Origin of the sequence: Kitasatospora sp. YST-16 (genome assembly GCF_026802215.1) — a bacterium.
Lineage (GTDB): Bacteria > Actinomycetota > Actinomycetes > Streptomycetales > Streptomycetaceae > Kitasatospora > Kitasatospora cineracea.
The window spans coordinates 4,757,719-4,777,432 of sequence record NZ_CP113837.1; the positions used below are offsets into that span (position 1 = coordinate 4,757,719).

14 protein-coding genes and 1 riboswitch are annotated in these 19,714 nt (G+C 73.3%); of the genes, 7 read left to right on the top strand and 7 right to left on the bottom strand.

The genetic code is table 11. The features are described from left to right. Positions 1-60 precede the first annotated feature (60 nt). Positions 61-1,893: an ABC transporter ATP-binding protein gene (locus OU787_RS21825; protein ID WP_268660319.1), complete on the bottom strand. Its 1,833-nt coding sequence runs from the start codon at positions 1,891-1,893 to the stop codon at positions 61-63. Then, the gene (locus OU787_RS21830) at positions 1,890-3,734 is read right to left on the bottom strand and encodes an ABC transporter ATP-binding protein (protein ID WP_030460873.1); all 1,845 of its coding nucleotides are present in this window, start codon (positions 3,732-3,734) and stop codon (positions 1,890-1,892) included. The genes OU787_RS21825 and OU787_RS21830 overlap by 4 nt, the downstream gene beginning before the upstream one ends. A gap of 313 nt (positions 3,735-4,047) precedes the next feature. On the opposite strand from OU787_RS21830, the gene OU787_RS21835 reads away from it, so the two are divergent. Next, positions 4,048-5,457, top strand: a complete 1,410-nt coding sequence (locus OU787_RS21835) for a family 2B encapsulin nanocompartment shell protein (protein WP_268660320.1) — start codon at positions 4,048-4,050, stop codon at positions 5,455-5,457. A 47-nt stretch (positions 5,458-5,504) separates the two neighbouring features. Here the strand turns inward: OU787_RS21835 and glgX are convergent, their stop codons facing one another. Further along, complete coding sequence (glgX, locus tag OU787_RS21840; RefSeq protein ID WP_268660321.1) at positions 5,505-7,706, bottom strand: glycogen debranching protein GlgX; 2,202 nt, start codon at positions 7,704-7,706, stop codon at positions 5,505-5,507. A 214-nt stretch (positions 7,707-7,920) separates the two neighbouring features. On the opposite strand from glgX, the gene OU787_RS21845 reads away from it, so the two are divergent. From OU787_RS21845 to OU787_RS21860, 4 genes are all read left to right on the top strand, one after another. Further along, complete coding sequence (locus OU787_RS21845; protein WP_268660322.1) at positions 7,921-9,168, top strand: L,D-transpeptidase; 1,248 nt, start codon at positions 7,921-7,923, stop codon at positions 9,166-9,168. Between the two features lie 308 nt (positions 9,169-9,476). Continuing rightward, positions 9,477-10,730: a L,D-transpeptidase gene (locus OU787_RS21850; protein WP_268660323.1), complete on the top strand. Its 1,254-nt coding sequence runs from the start codon at positions 9,477-9,479 to the stop codon at positions 10,728-10,730. Positions 10,731-10,905: 175 nt separating this feature from the next. Beyond that, positions 10,906-12,108 (top strand): L,D-transpeptidase, encoded by a 1,203-nt coding sequence (locus tag OU787_RS21855; protein ID WP_268660324.1) that lies wholly within the window; start codon positions 10,906-10,908, stop codon positions 12,106-12,108. A 187-nt stretch (positions 12,109-12,295) separates the two neighbouring features. After that, positions 12,296-12,781: an ATP-binding protein gene (locus OU787_RS21860; protein WP_369794973.1), complete on the top strand. Its 486-nt coding sequence runs from the start codon at positions 12,296-12,298 to the stop codon at positions 12,779-12,781. A gap of 233 nt (positions 12,782-13,014) precedes the next feature. Here OU787_RS21860 and OU787_RS21865 read toward each other — a convergent pair whose 3' ends face one another. The 4 genes from OU787_RS21865 to gcvT form a co-directional block, all read right to left on the bottom strand. Next, positions 13,015-14,382, bottom strand: a complete 1,368-nt coding sequence (locus OU787_RS21865; RefSeq protein ID WP_268660325.1) for an L-serine ammonia-lyase — start codon at positions 14,380-14,382, stop codon at positions 13,015-13,017. 318 nt (positions 14,383-14,700) lie between these two features. Continuing rightward, on the bottom strand, positions 14,701-15,969 hold the full coding sequence (gene glyA / locus OU787_RS21870; protein WP_268660326.1) for a serine hydroxymethyltransferase: 1,269 nt from the start codon (positions 15,967-15,969) through the stop codon (positions 14,701-14,703). Positions 15,970-15,984: 15 nt separating this feature from the next. After that, positions 15,985-16,359, bottom strand: a complete 375-nt coding sequence (gene gcvH / locus OU787_RS21875; RefSeq protein WP_268660327.1) for a glycine cleavage system protein GcvH — start codon at positions 16,357-16,359, stop codon at positions 15,985-15,987. 92 nt (positions 16,360-16,451) lie between these two features. Next, the gene (gene gcvT / locus OU787_RS21880) at positions 16,452-17,570 is read right to left on the bottom strand and encodes a glycine cleavage system aminomethyltransferase GcvT (RefSeq protein ID WP_268660328.1); all 1,119 of its coding nucleotides are present in this window, start codon (positions 17,568-17,570) and stop codon (positions 16,452-16,454) included. Between the two features lie 151 nt (positions 17,571-17,721). After that, positions 17,722-17,825: riboswitch (glycine riboswitch) on the bottom strand. Between the two features lie 139 nt (positions 17,826-17,964). Between gcvT and OU787_RS21885 the strand changes: the two genes are divergently transcribed. Next, complete coding sequence (locus tag OU787_RS21885; protein ID WP_268660329.1) at positions 17,965-18,732, top strand: enhanced serine sensitivity protein SseB; 768 nt, start codon at positions 17,965-17,967, stop codon at positions 18,730-18,732. A gap of 117 nt (positions 18,733-18,849) precedes the next feature. Next, positions 18,850-19,674 (top strand): enhanced serine sensitivity protein SseB C-terminal domain-containing protein, encoded by an 825-nt coding sequence (locus tag OU787_RS21890; RefSeq protein WP_030460861.1) that lies wholly within the window; start codon positions 18,850-18,852, stop codon positions 19,672-19,674. Positions 19,675-19,714: the final 40 nt, after the last annotated feature.

Sequence of the window (19,714 nt, forward strand, 5' to 3'; positions counted from 1 at the left end):
AATATGTTCGACGTTCATTGCAAAAAACTGACGTCTGCTTGGAAGGGCGGTGCGGAGGGCTCAGACCAGGCTGTCCTTCCAGGTCCGGTGCAAGGTCGCGAAGCGGCCCTCGCCCGCGATCAGGGCGGTGGGGGTGCCGTCCTCGATCACCCGGCCCTGGTCCATCACCAGGACCCGGTCGGCGATCTCGACGGTGGACAGGCGGTGGGCGATGATCACCGCGGTGCGCCCGGCCAGCACCGTGCGCATGGCGTGCTGGACGGCCTGCTCGCCGGGGACGTCCAGCGAGGAGGTGGCCTCGTCCAGGATCAGCACGGCCGGGTCGGCGAGCAGGGCGCGGGCGAAGGCGACCAGCTGGCGCTGGCCGGCCGAGATCCGGCCGCCGCGCTTGCGGACGTCGGTGTCGTAGCCGTCGGGCAGGGCGGCGATGAAGGCGTGGGCGCCGATCGCCCGGGCCGCGGCCTCGACCTCGGCGCGGGTGGCGTCCGGCTTGCCGACGGCGATGTTCTCGGCGACCGTCCCGGAGAACAGGAAGGACTCCTGGGTCACCATCACGACGTTGGCGCGCAGCTCGTCGGTGGACAGCTCGCGCAGGTCGACGCCGTCGAGGGCGACGGCGCCGGAGGTGGGGTCGTAGAAGCGGGCGAGCAGCTTGGCCAGGGTGGACTTGCCCGCGCCGGTGGCGCCGACCACGGCGGTGGTCCGCCCGGCGGGGAGCACCAGGTCGAACGGCGGGAGCACCTGCTTGCCGTTGGCGTAGGCGAAGGAGACCGAGCGGAAGGCGACCTCGCGGCCCTTGCCCGCGGCGGCGGGCAGCTCGGCGGGCTCGGCGGGCTCGGGGACGGACGGCTCGTGGGCGAGCAGGCCGGCCATCTTCTCCAGCGCGGCGGCCGCGGACTGGTAGCTGTTGAGGAACATCGCCAGCTGGTCGATCGGGTCGTACAGGCGGCGCAGGTACAGCACGAAGGCGGTCAGCACGCCGAGTTCGAGGCTGCCGTCGGTGACCAGGAAGGCACCGAGCACGACCACGCCGGTGATCCAGACGTTGGCCGTCAGCCGGGACAGGAAGACGTACCGGGCCATCTCCAGCAGGCCGTCCGCGGTGGCGGTGGCGGACTGCCGGTTGACGGTGGCGAACGCCCTGTCGTTGGCGGCCTCCCGGCGGAACGCCTGCACCGGGCGGATGCCGTTCATGGTCTCGGTGAAGCGGACGATCAGCGAGGCGACGGCGGTGCGGGAGCGCCGGTAGACCTGCTGGGAGCGGCGCCGGAAGGACCGGACGACCAGGTACATCGGCAGGAAGGAGACCAGCGCGACCAGGCCCAGGCGCCAGTCCACCACCAGCAGCACGACCGTGATGTAGCCGACCGACAGGCAGACCATCAGCAGTTCCTGCAGGCCCTCGGCGAGCAGCTCGCGCAGGGTGTCCACGTCGCTGGTGGCGCGCGAGATGATCCGGCCGGAGGTGTAGCGCTCGTGGAAGTCGAGGCTGAGCCGCTGGGCGTGCCGGAAGATCCGGCCGCGCAGGTCCAGCAGGACGTCCTGGTTGATCCGGGCGGCGACCCGGATGAACGCCCGCTGCAGCAGGGTGGCGAGCAGCGCGCAGCCCAGGTACGAGGCGGTGACGGCGATCAGCGGGCCGGCGTCGTGGCCGCGCAGCGCCGGGATGCCGCGGTCGATGGCGTAGGCGACCAGCAGCGGTCCGGCCTGCAGGGCGGCCTGCTGGAGCAGCACGGCGAGCACCGCGACGGCGATCCGGCGGCGGTGCGGGGCGAGCAGCGAGCCGAGCAGGGCGCGCGGGGCACCGGGCGGGACGGGGATGTCCTGGTCGTCGGCGGCCTCCGGGAGCAGGTCGTCCTCGTCGGCGGCGGGTTCGGCGACGGCGGTGGTCATCGGGCCAGCGCCCCTTCCAGCTCGGGCTCGCCGGACATCAGGGCCCGGTAGGCGGGACAGGAGCGCAGCAGCTCCTGGTGGGTGCCGACGGCGGCGATCCGGCCGTCGGCGAGCAGCGCGACCCGGTCGGCGAGCAGCACCGTGGACGGGCGGTGCGCGACGACCAGGGCGGTGGTGTCGGCCAGGACCTGCCGCAGGGCGCGCTCGACCAGCGCCTCGGTGTGCACGTCGAGCGCGGACAGCGGGTCGTCCAGGACCAGGAAGCGGGGCTCGCCGACCACGGCGCGGGCCAGCGCCAGGCGCTGGCGCTGGCCGCCGGACAGGCTCAGGCCCTGCTCGCCGACCTCGGTGTCCAGGCCCGCGGGGAGCTTGTCGACGAAGCCGGCCTGCGCGGTGGCCAGGGCGGCGGCGACCTGCCCGGGGCCGGCGCCGGGGGCGCCCATCAGGACGTTCTCCCGGACGGTGGCGGAGAACAGCGTCGGCTCCTCGAACGCGACGGCGACCTGGCGGCGCAGCTCGGCGCGGTCGAGGTCGCGGAGGTCGGTGCCGTCCAGGGTGATCGAGCCGGCGGTGGGCTCGTACAGCCGGGGGAGCAGCGCGGTGAGGGTGGTCTTGCCGCTGCCGGTGGCGCCGACCAGGGCGAGCGTCTCGCCGGGGCGGACGTGCAGGTCGACGCCGGCCAGTAGGTCGGGGGTGCCGGCGGGCGCGTCGGGGTAGCGGAAGCGGACGCCGGTGAAGCGGATGCCGCGGTCGTCGGCCGGGGCGGTGCCGGACGGCGGGTCGGCCGGCTCCGGCTCGTCCATCACCTCGAAGTAGCGGTTGGCGGCGCTGGCGGCCTCGGCGGCGAAGCCGAGCAGCCAGCCGATCGACTCGACCGGCCAGCGCAGGGCCAGCGCGGTGGACAGGAAGGCGACCAGGGTGCCGACCGAGAGCTGGTCGTGGGCGACCAGGACGGCGCCGACGGCCAGGGCGCCGCCGAGGGCGAGCTCGGGCAGGCCGACGATGACCGCCCACAGGTTGCCGAGCAGGCCGGCCTTGCGCAGCTCGGTCTCGCGCAGGTCGGCGCTGTGGCGGCGGAACTCCTCGGCCATGGTGCGGTGCCGGCCGAACGCCTTGAGGATCCGGATGCCGAGCACCGACTCCTCGACCACGGTGGCGAGGTCCCCGTTCTGGTCCTGGGCGAGCCGGGAGGCGGCCGAGTACCCGGCCTCGAAGCGGCGGGTGAAGAACATCAGCGGGATCGCCGGGAGCAGGGTGATCAGGGCGAGCCGCCAGTCCAGCACGAACATCAGTGCGGTGCCGGTCAGGAAGACGGTGGAGTTGACGACCAGGAAGACCAGCGGGAAGGCCAGGAACAGCCGCAGCACGAACAGGTCCGAGGTGGCCCGGGAGAGCAGCTGCCCGGACGGCCAGCGGTCGTGGAAGGAGATCGGCAGCCGCTGCAGCTTGGCGAACAGCTCGCCGCGCAGTCGGGTCTCCACCTTCGCCAGCGGGCGGGCCACGATCACCCGGCGGACGCCGAACAGCACGGCCTCGGCGACGCCGAGCAGCAGCAGGGCGCCGGCCAGCGGCCACAGGCCGGACATGCTGCGGTGGGCGACCGGGCCGTCGACGATCCGGCGCAGCACGATCGGGACGGCCAGCACGCTGAGCGAGGCGAGCCCGGCGGCGGCCATCGAGCCGAAGATCCGCCAGCGGGCCTCGCGCGCGTAGGGCCACAGGCGCAGCAGCGAGCGCACCGCGGACCGGGGTACCGGTCCGGGCGAACCTGATGCGCCGTCGGTTGACGGGGTGTTCGAATCCGCGGGGGTGGGCGGAGCGGGGTTCTGGTTCTCGGCCATCGCCGAGAGGGTAGGCCGGTCCGCCGACATTTCTCATCCGGTTTTTTGCCCCTGTCAGCGAGAACCGGCCAGGCCGGAGGGGGCGCGTCCGCCCACCCGCCCGGCCGGGTGCGCCCCCGGTCCGCCCGGGCCCGCCGCCGGCCCGGGGCGCGCGCCGGACGCGCGGGGCGCGCCCGGGCATAAACATCCGAATGTCGCGCGCCCTTCCGAGCCTTGCAGGCCCCCCGTGCCGGAGGTGTCTGATCTCCGGTGAGTGATCGCGCCGGATCAGCCGGATCTCAGCCGGATCACCGGAGAGCAGCAGGAGACCCGCATGTCGGTCGAGACCGAGCCCGCCCCCGAAGCCCAGGCCGCGCCGCAGCAGAGCCTGAGCACCACGGCCGCGCGCAACCTCGCCACCACGACCAAGTCCAAGCCGCAGATGCAGGAGATCAGCTCCCGCTGGCTGCTGCGCAAGCTCCCGTGGGTGCACGTCTCCGGCGGCACCTACCGGCTCAACCGGCGCCTGTCGTACGCGGTCGGCCGCGGCCGGGTCGGCTTCGCGCAGACCGGCTCGGACGTCCGGGTGGTGCCGCCGACCCTGCGCGAGGTCCCGGTGCTGCGCGGCTTCGAGGACGACGCGGTGCTGGAGCAGCTCGCCGAGCGCTTCGTGCGGCGCGAGTTCACCGCCGGCGAGGTGCTGGTGCGCGAGGGCGACCCGATCGCCGAGGTGTTCCTGATCGCGCACGGCAAGGTCGAGCGGATCGGCACCGGCAAGTACGGCGACCCCACCGTGCTGGCCGTGCACGCCGACGGCGACCACGTCGGCGACGAGGCGCTCACCGTCCCCGACGGCCGCTGGCCCTACGGGGTCAAGGCCGCCACCGCGGGCACCGCGATGTCGCTGCCCCGGCCCGCCTTCCAGGAGGTGCTGGACCGCTCCCCGGCCCTGCGGGCGCAGATCGCCGCCCACCTGGCCGGGCACGCCGCCGCGCAGAACCAGCACGGCGAGGCCGAGATCGGCATGTCGGCCGGCCACGAGGGCGAGTACGACCTGCCCACCGCCTTCGTCGACTACGAACTCGCGCCCCGCGAGTACGAGTTGAGCGTCGCCCAGACGGTGCTGCGGGTCCACAGCCGGGTCGCCGACCTCTACAGCAAGCCGATGGACCAGACCGAGCACCAGCTCCGGCTCACCATCGAGGCGCTGCGCGAGCGCCAGGAGCACGAGATCGTCAACAACCCGGAGTTCGGCCTGCTCGCCAACTGCGCCTTCGACCAGCGGATCCACACCCGCTCCGGCGCGCCCACCCCGGACGACCTGGACGAGCTGCTGGCGATGCGCCGCGACACCGACTACCTGTTCGCCCACCCCAAGGCGATCGCCGCGTTCGGCCGGGAGGCCAACCGGCGCGGCGTCTACTTCTCCACCGCGGAGTTCGGCGGCCACCGCGTCCCGGCCTGGCGCGGCGTGCCGCTGCTGCCCTGCGGCAAGATCCCGGTCCGCTCCGGCGCCACCTCGATCATCGCCGTGCGCACCGGCGAGGAGAACCAGGGCGTGGTCGGCCTCACCCAGGTCGGCCTCCCCGACGAGGTCGAACCCGGCCTGAACGCCCGCTTCATGGGCATCGACGAGAAGGCCGTGGTCAACTACCTGGTCTCGGCGTACTACTCGGCCGCGGTCCTGGTCCCGGACGCGCTGGGCGTGCTGGAGAACGTCGAGGTCAACCACCCGATGTCCTGAGACCGGCCGCCGGGGCCCGGGCCGCGCGGCCCCGGGCCCCGACGCGTTCAGCGGGCCGTCAGCAGCACCGCCGAACGGCCCGTCAGCAGCACCTGCGTCACCTCGGCCGGCTCCGGGTCCCCGGCCAGCGCGGTGTCCAGCAGCGGGACGTGCGGGGCGGGCAGGGTGAAGCGCCGCGGCTCGGGGGCGGCGTTCAGCAGCAGCAGGAAGCTCGCGTCGCGCAGCTCCCGCCCCCGCTGGTCGCGCTCGGACATCGCGCTGCCGGACAGCCGCACCGCCAGCGCCTGCCCCGGCGAGAACCAGTCCGCGTCGGTCATCTCCCGGCCCGCCGGGGTCAGCCAGGCCAGGTCCCGCTGCCCGTCCGGCCCGGCCGGACGGCCGGAGAAGAACGCCCGCTGCCGCAGCACCGGGTGCGCCCGGCGCAGGTGCACCAGCTTGGCGGTCAGCTCGGCCAGCGAGCGCCAGCCGGGGTCGTCCAGCAGCGACCAGTCCAGCCAGCTCGTCTCGTTGTCCTGGCAGTACGCGTTGTTGTTGCCGCCCTGGGTGCGCCCCATCTCGTCGCCCGCGGTCAGCATCGGCACCCCGCTGGAGAGCAGCAGCGTGGTCAGCAGGTTGCGCAGCTGGCGCAGCCGCAGCGCGCGGACCGCCGGGTCGTCGCTCTCGCCCTCCGCGCCGTGGTTCCAGGACCGGTTGTCGTCGGTGCCGTCCCGGTCGTCCTCGCCGTTGGCCCCGTTGTGCTTGCGGTCGTAGCTGACCAGGTCGCGCAGCGTGAAGCCGTCGTGCGCGGTGACGAAGTTGACCGAGGCGTACGGGCGGCGCCCGCCGCGCTGGTACAGGTCGGAGGAGCCGGACAGCCTGGTCGCCAGCTCGCGGACGTCCGGCCGGGCGCCGCGCCAGAAGTCCCGGACGGTGTCCCGGTAGTGGTCGTTCCACTCGCCCCACAGCGGCGGGAAGCCGCCCACCTGGTAGCCGCCCGGGCCGACGTCCCACGGCTCGGCGATCAGCTTGACCCGGCTGAGCAGCGGGTCCTGCGAGACCGCGGCCAGGAACGGGTGCTCCATCTCCACGCCGTCCCCGCCGCGGGCCAGCGCGGCCGCCAGGTCGAACCGGAAGCCGTCCACGCCCATCTCGGCGACCCAGTACCGCAGCGAGTCGGTGATCAGCCGGATCACCTGCGGGCGCCGGGTGTCCAGCGTGTTGCCGCAGCCGGTGTAGTCGGCGTAGCCGCGGCGCGAGCGGTCCGGCCGGTAGTAGCCCGCGTTGTCGATGCCGCGGAAGGACAGCATCGGGCCCATCACGCCCTGCTCGGCGGTGTGGTTGTAGACCACGTCGAGGATCACCTCGATGCCCGCCGCGTGCAGCGCCCGCACCATCCGCTTGAACTCGCCGACCTGCTGGCCCCGGCTGCCGGTGGCCGCGTAGCCCGCGTGCGGGGCGAAGTAGCCGAGCGTGTTGTAGCCCCAGTAGTTGACCAGCCCGCGGGCCTGCAGGTGGTCCTCGCTGACGTGGTGGTGCACCGGCAGCAGCTCCACCGCCGTCACCCCCAGCCGCACCAGGTGCCCGACCGCCGCCGGGTGCGCCAGCCCCGCGTAGGTGCCGCGCAGCTCCGGCGGCACCTCCGGGTGGCGCATGGTGAAGCCGCGCACGTGCAGCTCGTACAGCACCGTCTCGGCCCACGGGGTCTTCGGCCGCTGGTCGTCGTACCAGTCGTCGGCGTCGTCCACCACCACGGCCTTGGGCACGTACGGCGCGGAGTCCCGGTCGTCCCGGACGGTGTCCGCCACGTCCCGCTCGGGCCAGTTGCGGACGGCCGCGCAGGTCGCGTCGTGCGCGGTGTAGGCGCCGTCGATGGCCCGGGCGTACGGGTCGAGCAGCAGCTTGGCGGGATTGTGCCGGGCGCCGGTCCACGGGTCCCACCGGCCGTGGACCCGGAAGCCGTAGCGGGTGCCGGGCAGCACGCCGGGCAGGTAGCCGTGCCAGGTCTGGTACGTCTGCTCGGCCAGCCGGTGCCGGCTCTCCCGGCCGCGCTCGTCGAACAGGCACAGGTCGACGGCCTCGGCGTTCGGCGCCCAGAGCGCGAAGTTGGTGCCCCGGCCGCCCTCCGGGTCGGTGCGGAACCGGGCGCCCAGCGGCTGCCAGCTGCCCGGCCACGGCGGATCGGCGTCGGGCCGGGGCGCCGAGCCGTTCCACCGGGCCGCCGGCCGCTCCTGACGGCCCGCGCCCGCACCCAGCTCCTGCCACGCCGTCATGGCGACCCTCCCAGCAATCCGGGGGCCCGTCCCCGTTCTTCCGGTTGTTCCCTGTTCGACGGCCCTCGTCACCCCAGGTCGGGCGGCGTGACGCACCGTGATCGATCATGTGCCCAGCGGAGCCGGGTGCGGAAACCATTCGGTCGTGTCCGACCGGCGGAACCGCTCGTTGTGCCGGACGACGGGTGGTGGCGGAGGAACGCGGGAGGACGGCATGCGCGCCGCGGTACGGCTCTGGGTGCGGCGGACGGCGGCGGTGGCCGGCCTGGTGCTGCTGGCGGGCTGCTCCGGCGGGGGCGGGGGCGGGGGCGGGGGCGGCGGGGCCGACCGGCCGCCGGGCGACGCGGCGGCCGCCCCGCCGGTCTCCCGGGCCCGGCTCTCGGTGCGGCCCGGCGACGGCGCGCAGGACGTCCCGGCCGACGGCCCGGTGGAGGTCGCGGTCGCCGAGGGCCGACTGCTGGCCGTCCGGCTCGCCGACGACCGCGGCACCGCCGTCCCCGGCACGCTCAGCGCCGACGGCGCCCGCTGGACGCCCGACCGCCGGCTGGCCACCGCCACCGCCTACACCCTGGACGCGGTCGCCGAGGACGCCGCCGGCCTGCGCGCCGCCCAGCACGCCGCCTTCGCCACCGCCGCCCCCGCGCACACCTTCGCCGGCTTCTTCACCCCCGAGGACGGCTCCACCGTCGGCGTCGGCATACCGGTCTCGCTGCGCTTCTCGCACCCGATCGCCGACCGGGCCGCGGTCGAGAAGGCCGTCGTGGTGGTCGCCGACCCGCCGCTGGAGATCGCCGCGCACTGGTTCGGCGACCAGCGGCTGGACTTCCGCCCCGAGGAGTACTGGCCGGCCGGGACGAAGGTCACCCTGCTGCTGCGGCTCAAGGACGTCGAGGGCACGCCCGGCTACCTCGGCACCCAGGACAAGGACGTGCACTTCACCGTCGGCCGCGCGCTGGTGGCCGTCGTCGACCTGGACGCGCACACCATGACCGTCCGCCGGGACGGCGAGGTGCTGCGGGTGCTGCCGGTCAGCGCCGGCAGCCCCGAGCACGGCACCTACCTGGGCACCATGGTGGTCTCCGAGCGCCACGAGGTGACCCGGATGAACTCGCAGACCGTCGGCCTCGGCGACGAGTACGACATCAAGGACGTCCCGCACGCGCTCCGGCTGACCGCCTCCGGCACCTTCGTGCACGGCAACTACTGGAGCGACCCCGCGGTGTTCGGCGCCGCCAACACCAGCCACGGCTGCATCGGCCTGCCCGACACCAAGGGCGGCTCCGCCGACTCCCCGGCCGGCTGGCTCTACCGGCACACCATCACCGGGGACGTGGTGGAGGTCCGCGGCTCCCGCGGCGAGCGGGTCGCCCCCGACAACGGCCTCTCCGACTGGAACCTGCGCTGGTCGCAGTGGACGGCGGGGAGTGCGCTGCGGACCGACCGGCATCCGGAGGGTGGGTGAAGGAGCGGGGTGAGGGCCGAGTCCGGGCGGTGCCGACGAGGGAGCCGTGGCGGAGCCACGGCGACTGAGGAGAAGCCGTCCGGGCGACAGCCATCGGCCCGCGACGCCGCCCTCCGGATGCCGGCCGGTCCGAGTTCACTGAACCGGCACTCGGCTCCCGCCGAAGATTCACTCAGATTCGCCCGTTATCCTGACCGCGCGCGACCGGGGCCGAGGCGACCAAGCGCCCGGGCCGCGATCGGCCCGGGGCGACGGATCCCGGGCGCAGCACGGGTATTCGCCGGTGGTACCGGGAGGGGAGCAGCGCGGTGGAGACGGTTGGCAAGTCCTGGGCGGTGGCGGGGCAGGGGCGCCGGGCCGGGCGGTCGGCGGCGGCCCTGCTGGTCGGTGGTGCGCTGCTGCTGGGCACCGCGGCCTGCAACGACGGTGGCGGCGCCACCGGTTCGACCGACGCCAAGGGGTCGGCGAGCGCCGGGAGTTCGTCCTCGACCGACGCCGCGCCGAAGGTCTCGGCCGCCCAGCTGACCGTCACCCCGGCCGACGGGGCCACCGACGTGCAGCCCAAGGACGGCCTGCAGGTCGCGGTGGCCGGCGGCAAGCTCACCACGGTCGAGGTGACCGACAAGAACGGCAAGGCGGTGGACGGCAGCATCTCCGCCGACGGCCTGAGCTGGAAGCCGGCCGGCCAGCTGACCGTCGGCACCACCTACACCGTCGCCGCGCAGGCGGTCGACCCGGCGGGCCTGGTGGCCGCCTCGACCACCAGCTTCACCACGCTGACCCCGGCGAAGACCGCCTCGACCAACGACAACATCGCCGACAACGGCAACTACGGCGTCGGCATGATCGTCTCGGTCCGGTTCGGCAAGGCGATCAAGAACAAGGACGCGGTGCTGGGCGGCGTCACCGTCACCGGCTCCGACGGCACGGTGGCCAAGGGCCACTGGTTCGGCGACAGCCGGCTGGACTTCCGGCCGGAGAACTTCTGGACGCCGGGCACCAAGGTGACGGTCAAGTACCGCTTGAAGAACGTCGAGGTGGCGCCCGGCGTGTACGGCGACATCGACAAGGACGAGCCGTTCACCATCGGCCGCTACCAGGTCTCCACGGTGGACGCGGCGGCCCACACCATGACGGTGGACCGGGGCAGCGGCAAGACCGAGACCGTCCCGATCACCGCGGGCAACGACCAGAACGCCTCCTGGAACGGCACCATGGTGATCTCCTCCAAGGAGAAGGTCACCCGGATGAACTCGGCGACCGTCTCCAACGTCAAGGGCGACGAGTACGACGTCCCGGACGTGCCGCACGCGATGCGCCTGACCACCAGCGGCACCTACGTGCACGGCAACTACTGGAGCAGCGCCTTCGGCAAGTCCAACGCCAGCCACGGCTGCATCGGCGTGGCCGATGCCAAGGGCGGCAGCGACAGCTCGGCGGCGGGCAAGTTCTTCAACTCCTCGATCGTCGGGGACGTGGTGCGGATCAAGAACTCCAAGGGCCAGACCGTCTCCGGCGACAACGGCTGGAGCGGTTGGACCATCCCGTGGAGCAAGTGGTAGGCACCGGTGCGCGCGCCGTGACGGCCCGGTGGTCACCCGACCGCCGGGCCGTGGTCCGTTCGTGACCGTACCGGGACACTTCCCCCGCAACGTTTGACCGTCCCGGCCCGTCATATCAAACGAAAGCCCTGTCAGCCGACAGGCGGGTGCGTGGGGAGAACGGAACGTGAAGGCGATGCGCGGGGGATACGTGGTGGGGGCGCTCGCGGGCGCCCTGGTGCTGATGGCCACGGCCGGCTGCAGCTCCGGCGCGACCAAGTCGGACGACGCGAAGGGCGCCTCGGCCAGCTCCGGCGCGACGGCCGGTGACACCAAGCCGGCCGCGTCGACCGCGACCATCGCCATCGCCCCCGCCGACGGCACCACCGGGGTGAAGCCGACCGGCGAGGTCAAGGTGACGGCCGGCAACGGCAAGCTCACCTCGGTCAAGGTCACCGGCCCGGACGGCGTCGAGGTGCCCGGCCAGATCGGCGCCGACGGCAGCTGGGCCCCCACCGGCGCCCTCCAGGTGGCCACCGCCTACACCGTGGACGCGCTCGCCGAGGACGCCAAGGGCGCGGTCGCCAACGCGCGCTCCGGCTTCACCACCCTCACCCCCGACAAGGAGGCCGGCACCAGCGACAACATCGCCGACAACGGGGAGTACGGCGTCGGCATGATCGTCTCGGTGACCTTCAAGCGGGCGGTCAAGAACAAGGACGCGGTGCTGGGCGGCATCACCTTCGAGGCCTCCGACGGCACGACGGTCAAGGGCCACTGGTTCGGCGACAAGCGGGTCGACTTCCGGCCGGAGAACTACTGGAAGCCCGGCACCAAGGTCACCATCCACTACAAGCTGAAGAACGTGGAGACCTCGCCCGGCGTCTACGGCGACGTGGACAAGGACGAGCCGTTCACCATCGGCCGCTCGCAGATCTCCACCGTCGACGTCAACACCCACAAGATGGCGGTCGTCCGGGACGGCCAGCAGGTCGACACCGTCGAGTTCACCGCCGGCAAGCCCGGCTACGACACCTGGAACGGCGTCATGGTGGTGGAGGCCAAGGAGGGCACCACCCGGATGACCTCGGCCGGCGTCACCAAGGAGGGCTCCGGCGACGAGTACGACCTGGTGGTTCCGCACGCCATGAGGTTGACGGACTCCGGCACCTACGTGCACGGCAACTCGTGGAGCGCGGGCGTGATCGGGCACTCCAACGGCAGCCACGGCTGCATCGGCGTGACCGACACCAAGTCCGGCAGCGCGAGCGCCCCGGCGGGCAAGCTGTACGACTCCAGCCTGGTCGGGGACGTGTTCAAGGTGGTCAACTCCAAGGGCAAGACGGTCGACCCGTCCAACGGCCTGAGCGGCTGGAACACCCCCTGGGCCCAGTGGTGACGCTCGGGCGCCCGTTCGGTTGCTGACGGCATATGCCAAATGAATAGTGATCGTTTGCTCATTGTCCGTACGCACCTGCTCGCGTTCCGCAATGATGGGGCGCATGGCGGCATGGGGCGAAGCAGACCGGTCATCACTTCCACCGGCCGGCACCCGTGGTGACGATCCGTCAGGGATCGGCGCCGGCGTGGTGCTGGCCGACCTGGAGCGGCTGACGCCGGAGGAGATGGAGCACCTCTTCTTCGGCGTGCTCAGCGATCCCGACGCCGCGGAGGAAGTCCGGCTGCCCTCCCGCCCGGAGTCGGCCGGGGTGGCCCGGCGGCTGGTGCTCTCGGTGTTACGGACGTGGAAACTCCACCAGCTGCTGGAGGCGGGGGAGTTGCTCACGGGTGAACTGGTGGCCAACGCCATCCGGCACACCGGCGGTCGGATGATCGGACTGAAGGTGACCCGTCGCCCCGGCTGGCTCCGGGTCGAGGTCCGGGACTCCTCGCGCGCCCTGCCCTGCCTGATCGTCGCCCCCGAGGTCGGCTACCAGAACGGCAACGGCCTGCGCCTGGTGGAGTCGCTCGCCGACCGCTGGGGCGCCGACCTGCTGCCGCGCGGCAAGGGCGTCTGGTTCGAGATGAAGATCCGCGAACGGGCCGCCGCCGTCGCCGCTGCCACCCGCTGAACCCCCGCCCGGCCCGCCGCCTGGCATGTGAAGGTGAACTCAGCCACACGCCTTGGTTTCGATTTTGTTCGCCGGTTCATAGCGTGCGATAGTCATGCAAGTCGGGCAGAACAACCCGACACCCTCCCTCCGCCGGCACGCACCCCCTTGGCCGCCGGAGGACGCACAGGGGCCCCGGACCGCGAACAACCGCGGACAGGGGCCCCGTACCGTTTCCGGGGGCGATCAGCGGCTCAGCACTCGATGACGTTCACGGCGAGGCCGCCGCGCGAGGTCTCCTTGTACTTGATCTTCATGTCGGCGCCGGTCTCCTTCATGGTCTTGATCGCCTTGTCGAGCGAGACGTGGTGCCGGCCGTCGCCGCGCAGGGCCATCCGGGCGGCGGTGACGGCCTTCACGGAGGCCATGCCGTTGCGTTCGATGCAGGGGATCTGGACCAGGCCGCCGACCGGGTCGCAGGTGAGGCCGAGGTTGTGCTCGATGCCGATCTCGGCGGCGTTCTCGACCTGCTCCGGGCTGCCGCCGAGGACCTCGGCGAGGCCGCCGGCGGCCATCGAGCAGGCGGAGCCGACCTCGCCCTGGCAGCCGACCTCGGCGCCGGAGATGGAGGCGTTCTCCTTGAAGAGCATGCCGATCGCGCCCGCCGCGAGCAGGAAGCGGACGATCCCGTCCTCGTCGGCGCCCGGGATGAAGTTCAGGTAGTAGTGCAGGACGGCCGGGATGATGCCGGCGGCGCCGTTGGTGGGGGCGGTGACGACCCGGCGGCCGGAGGCGTTCTCCTCGTTGACGGCCATCGCGTAGAGGGTGACCCACTCCATCGCGTTGCCCGGCCCGATGCCCTCGGCGCGCAGCGCGCGGGCCGCGCTCGCGGCGCGGCGGCGGACCTTGAGCCCGCCGGGGAGGATGCCCTCGCGGGACATGCCGGCCGCGACGCACTCCTTCATGACGGCCCAGATCTCCAGCAGCCCGGCCCGGATCTCGGCCTCGGTGCGCCAGGCCTTCTCGTTCTCCAGCATCAGGCCGGAGATGGACAGGCCGGTCTCCCGGGTCAGGCGCAGCAGTTCCTCGCCGGTGCGGAAGGGGTGGCGCAGGGCGGTGTCGTCGGGCTTGACCCGGGCCTCGCCGATGGCGTCCTCGTCGACCACGAAGCCGCCGCCGACCGAGTAGTAGGTCTTCTCCAGCAGCGTCTCGCCGGAGGCGTCGTAGGCCCAAAGGGCCATGCCGTTGGCGTGGTAGGGGAGGGCCTTGCGGCGGTGCAGGACCAGGTCGTGGTCCGGGTCGAACGGGATCTCGTGGCGGCCGAGCAGGCTGAGCCGCTTCTCGGTGCGGATCCGCTCGACGTCGAGGTCGGCGCGGTCGACGTCGACCGTGCGGGGGGAGTGGTTCTCCAGGCCGAGCAGGACGGCCTTGGGGGTGCCGTGGCCGTGCCCGGTGGCGCCGAGCGAGCCGTACAGCTCGGCGCGGACGGTGGCGACCCGCTCCAGCAGGCCCTCGGAGTTGAGGCGGCGGGCGAACATCCGGGCCGCGCGCATCGGGCCCACGGTGTGCGAGGAGGAGGGGCCGATGCCGATGGAGAAGAGGTCGAAGACGCTGATGGCCACGGGGTGACGTCCTTGTCCGGTCTCGTGGTGGTGGTGCTGGGTCCCGTCTCGTGGACGGGGCGCGGCATGGAACGGGGCACCGCGCGCACGTCTTCCAGTGTGCGCGGTGCCCCGGGAAAGCTCGGTGGACCGCCGGTCGGCGGCCGGACGAGCGGGGTGGGACCGACCGGCGAACGGAGGGCGGCGTCGCGGGCCGATGGCTGTCGCCCGGACGGCTTCTCCTCGGTCGCCGTGGCTCCGCCACGGCTCCCTCGTCGGCACCGCCCGGACTCGGCCCTCGACCCGCTCCTTCTCCCGCCCTCCGTTCGCCGGTCGGTCTTACAGCTCCGGGTAGAGCGGGTGCTTGGCGGCGAGCGCGCTCACCCGGGCCTTGAGGGCCTCGGCCTTGGCCGCGTCGAAGCCCGGCTTGAGGGCCTCGGCGATGACGTCGGCGACCTCGCGGAAGTCCTCGGCGCCGAAGCCGCGGGTGGCCAGCGCCGGGGTGCCGATGCGCAGGCCGGAGGTGACCATCGGCGGGCGCGGGTCGTTCGGGACGGCGTTGCGGTTGACCGTGATGCCGACCTCGTGCAGGCGGTCCTCGGCGTCCTGGCCGTTGAGCTCGCTGTTGCGCAGGTCGACCAGGACCAGGTGCACGTCGGTGCCGCCGGACAGCACGGAGACGCCGGAGGCGGTGACGTCGTCCTGGAGCAGGCGCTCGGCGAGGATCTTCGCGCCTTCCAGGGTGCGCTGCTGGCGCTCCTTGAACTCCTCGGAGGCCGCGACCTTGAACGCGACGGCCTTGGCGGCGATCACGTGCTCCAGCGGGCCGCCCTGCTGGCCGGGGAAGACCGCGGAGTTGATCTTCTTGGCCCACTCGGCCTTGGAGAGGATGACGCCGCCGCGCGGGCCGCCCAGGGTCTTGTGGGTGGTGGTGGTGACCACGTCCGCGTACGGCACCGGGGAGGGGTGCAGCCCGGCGGCGACCAGGCCGGCGAAGTGCGCCATGTCGACCATCAGCAGGGCGCCGACCTCGTCCGCGACCCGGCGGAACTCGGCGAAGTCCAGCTGGCGCGGGTAGGCGGACCAGCCGGCGATGATCAGCTTGGGCTGGTGCTCCTTGGCGAGGCGCTCGACCTCGGCCATGTCGACCTGGCCGGTCTTCTCGTCCACGTGGTACGCGGCCACGTTGTAGAGCTTGCCGGAGAAGTTGATCTTCATGCCGTGGGTCAGGTGACCGCCGTGGGCCAGGTTCAGGCCCAGGATGGTGTCGCCCGGCTGGATCAGCGCGAACATCGCCGCGGCGTTCGCCTGCGCGCCGGAGTGCGGCTGCACGTTGGCGTGCTCGGCGCCGAACAGCTCCTTGATCCGGTCGATGGCGATCTGCTCGACCACGTCGACGTGCTCGCAGCCGCCGTAGTACCGGCGGCCGGGGTAGCCCTCGGCGTACTTGTTGGTGAGCACCGAGCCCTGGGCCTCCATGACCGCCACCGGGGCGAAGTTCTCGGAGGCGATCATTTCCAGGGTGGTCTGCTGGCGGTGCAGCTCGGCGTCGACCGCGGCGGCGATCTCCGGGTCGAGCGCGTGGAGGGACTGGTTCAGGACCGTCATGAGGGGGTCTCCCGGTCAGGCGCCGGTGAAGGCGGTGTAGCCGTCGGCGTCGAGCAGCTCGTCGGTCGCCTCGACCCGGACCTTGAACAGCCAACCGCCCTCGAAGGGCTCCGAGTTGACCAGGGCCGGCTCGTCGATGACGGCCTGGTTGACCTCGGTGACCTCGCCGGTGGCGGGGGAGTAGAGGTCGCTGACCGACTTGGTGGACTCAAGCTCGCCACAGGTCTCACCCGCGGTGACGGTGTCACCCACCGCAGGGAGCTGGACGTAGACGATGTCGCCGAGGGCGTCGGCCGCGTGCGCGGTGATGCCGACCGCCGACACCCCGTCCACGGCGGCGGTCAGCCACTCGTGCTCCTTGGTGTACTGCAGGTGCGTGGGGTTGCTCATGACGTCATTCTCCAGGATCGCGGGAGGGGAGGGCGCGGCCGTCCGCTGGGCGGACGAACCGGAAAAGGACTGTTCCGAAGGGGGCGCGGGGGTCAGCGGGCGCGCTTGTAGAACGGCAGCGCGACGACCTCGACCGGCTCGGCCTTGCCGCGCACGTCCACCGCGACGGCGGTGCCCGGCTCGGCGTGCGCGGCGTCCACGTACGCGATGGCGATCGGCTTGCCCAGGGTCGGGGACGGCGAGCCGGAGGTGATCCGGCCGATCACGGCGCCCTCGGCGTCCACCACGGAGTACTCGGCGCGCGGGACGCGCTTGCCCTCGGAGACCAGGCCGACCAGCTTGCGCGGCGCCTTGGCCTCGGCCTGCGCCGCGGCCTCCTCCAGGGCCTTGCGGCCGACGAAGGCGCCGTCGTTGGTGGTCTTGTCGAAGCGCACCACCCGGCCGAGGCCCGCGTCGAACGGGGTCAGCTCGGTGGACAGCTCGTGCCCGTACAGCGGCATGCCGGCCTCCAGGCGCAGCGTGTCGCGGCAGGACAGGCCGCACGGGACCAGGCCCTCGGCGGTGCCGGCCTCGGTCAGCGCGGTCCACAGGTGCTCGGCGTCGGCGGGGGCGCAGAACACCTCGAAGCCGTCCTCGCCGGTGTAGCCGGTGCGGGCCAGCCAGACCTGGCGGCCGGCCACGGTGGCGGGCAGCAGGGCGTAGTACTTGAGGCCGGGCAGGTCGGCGTCGGTCAGCTTGGCCAGGATGCCGCCCGCCTCCGGGCCCTGGACGGCGAGCAGCGCGTAGGCGTCCCGGTCGTCGCGGACGACGGCGTCGAAGCCGGCTGCGCGCTCGGTCAGCGCGTCCAGCACCACCTGGGCGTTGGAGGCGTTGGCGACCACCAGGTACTCGTCCTCGGCGGTGCGGTAGACGATCAGGTCGTCCAGGATGCCGCCGTCCTCGCGGCAGATCATGGTGTAGCGGGCGCGCAGCACGCCGAGCGCCGAGATGAAGCCGACCAGCGCGTGGTCGAGCAGCTCGCCGGCCTGCGGGCCGGAGACGGTGATCTCGCCCATGTGCGAGAGGTCGAAGAGGCCGGCCCGGGTGCGGACCGCGAGGTGCTCCTCGCGCTCGCTGCCGTAGCGCAGCGGCATGTCCCAGCCCGCGAAGTCGGTCATGGTGGCGCCGAGCGAGCGGTGCAGCGCGTCGAGCGCGGTCAGGCGGAGGGACACGACAGGACTCCCGGGATCTGGAAACGGGCAGGCTGGGGCGAATCTCCCCCATCTGTCGTCGAACCTGAGAGCTTCGCCGCCTCCTGACAAGGATGGCGGCTTGCACCGTGGGTGGGCGCACGGCGCGGCCGTGTCCACTTTCCAGATCTGCCTAGCCCGGGCGGTAGGGGTGCCTGAGAGATTCCGGGGAGGACTTGCTCCTTCGGCGCCGGTCGCGGCCTGATCAGGCCGTTCCGGCTCTCCCGCGCGGGTTCGAGCGGCCGGTATGAAGTTTGGGCGGGCCCATCATGGCATGCCGGGGGCCCCCGGTGGGAGAGGGGCCCGGTCACACCCGCGCACGGGGGGCGCCCGCGCGCCGCTAACCTGATCGCAACCGCGGATGTGGAGGGGCGAGATGGGGTTCCCGCTGGACGGGGCGCTGGAGGGCGGGGCCTGGCCGGCCAACGAGCTGGAGCAGGTGCTGACGGCCGCGCTCGGCGACCCCGGGGCGACGCCCCGGGTGATCGAGGTGCTGGCCCGCAGCCAGGTGTGGATCCCGCTGCCGTCCGGCACCGCGCCGGACGCCGACTCGCTGGACCTGCCGACGCTGGAGCTGGCCGGCGCGCCGTACGTCCCGGTGTACTCCTCGCAGGAGCAGTACCTGCAGCACTGCCCGGGCATCCCGTTCGCCATCGCCCCGATGTGGGAGTTCGCCCGCGGGCTGCCGCTGGGCATCGGCATCGCGGTCAACCCGGAGGCGCCGGTGGGCATCCCGGTGCCGCCGGAGGGCGTCGGCGAGCTGCGGCGCGGGCCGCGCGGCGAGCAGTGGGAGGCGCAGGGGGTGGCCGAGGGCGCCCGGGTGGCGCTCAAGGAGCCCGAGGCGCACCAGGAGCCGTACGCCTTCCTGGCCGCCGCGACCGGCGAACTCGTCGCGCTGCCGGGCGTCCTGACGGCCCGTCGGGCGCTGGCCCGGGTGGAGGGCGAGCCGACCCTGCTGTACGTCGGCGTGCAGCTGGACCCGGCGGCCCCCGCCGACCCGGCCGAGGTGAACACCGCGCTGGGCCGGGCGCTCGGAACCGCGCCGCCCAGCTGGGGCGTCCACCTGGTGCTGCTCGACCTGGTGGCCGACCCGGTGGTGGAGTGGATGCTGGGGCGGGTGCAGCCCTTCTACGTGCGGCCGTGACGGCGGATCCGGTCCGGCGCGCGGGGCCGGCGGCATGACGGCCGCCGGGTCCGCCCCATAGGGTTGCCCGGTACACCGGAGCACGGCGGAACGGACGACAGAGAGTAGGGCGGCGACGTGACGGGAGCGGTCGGCGACCCGGGGGCGGTCGAGCGCGCCCTCGCAGCAGTCGCACCGGAACGCTGGGAGGCGTACGAGGGGCTGCTGCGCGCCCTGGCCGGCGGGCAGGTCTGGATGCTGCTGTGGCACGGCAGCCCCGGCAGCCCGGACGCCCAGTACGGGAACATGGACGTCGGCGGGCACGGCTACGCGCCCTGCGCGACCTCCCCCGGGCAGCTCGCCGCCAGCGGCTGGACGCGCGCCCACGAGGTGGTCTCCGGGCCGGAGATCGCCGCCTCGCTGTACCGCTCGCGCTGGGGCCTGTGGCTCGACCCGCACCGCCCCGGCGGCGGCGTCGGCGTGCCCTGGGCCGACCTGCGGCGGATCGCGCTCGGCCTGGACCGGCTGCCGGCCGGCCCGCTGCGGATCTCCGAACCCCCGGTGCAGGGCTCGCCGTTCTTCTCCGTGCTGGAGCAGCAGGCGGGCGAGGTGCGGCCGCTGCGCTCGCTGCGCCGGGCCTGGGTGCAGCCGGTGCTGGGCGAGGGCTACCTGGCGATCGGGCTGGACCTGTACGACGCCTCGCCGCCCTCCGTGGAGGCGGCCCGGGCGCTGGTGCAGCGGGCCGCCGCGCAGGCGCCCGACGGGCCCGGGGTGTCCACCGTGATGATGGCGGACGAGTACGACCCGGTGGCGATGTGGATGTGGGCCAACGCCCGGCCGTTCTTCGACCGGCAGGGCGCCCCGCAGGCCCAGCCCACCGGCTTCGGTTACGCAGCGCAACCACCGGCCGGGCCCACCCAGGGGTGGCCGCAGGCGCCCTGGCCGGGTTATCCGGGCCGTTGAACCTACCCTGACGCTCCGTCGAAAAACCCCCGCCCCGACC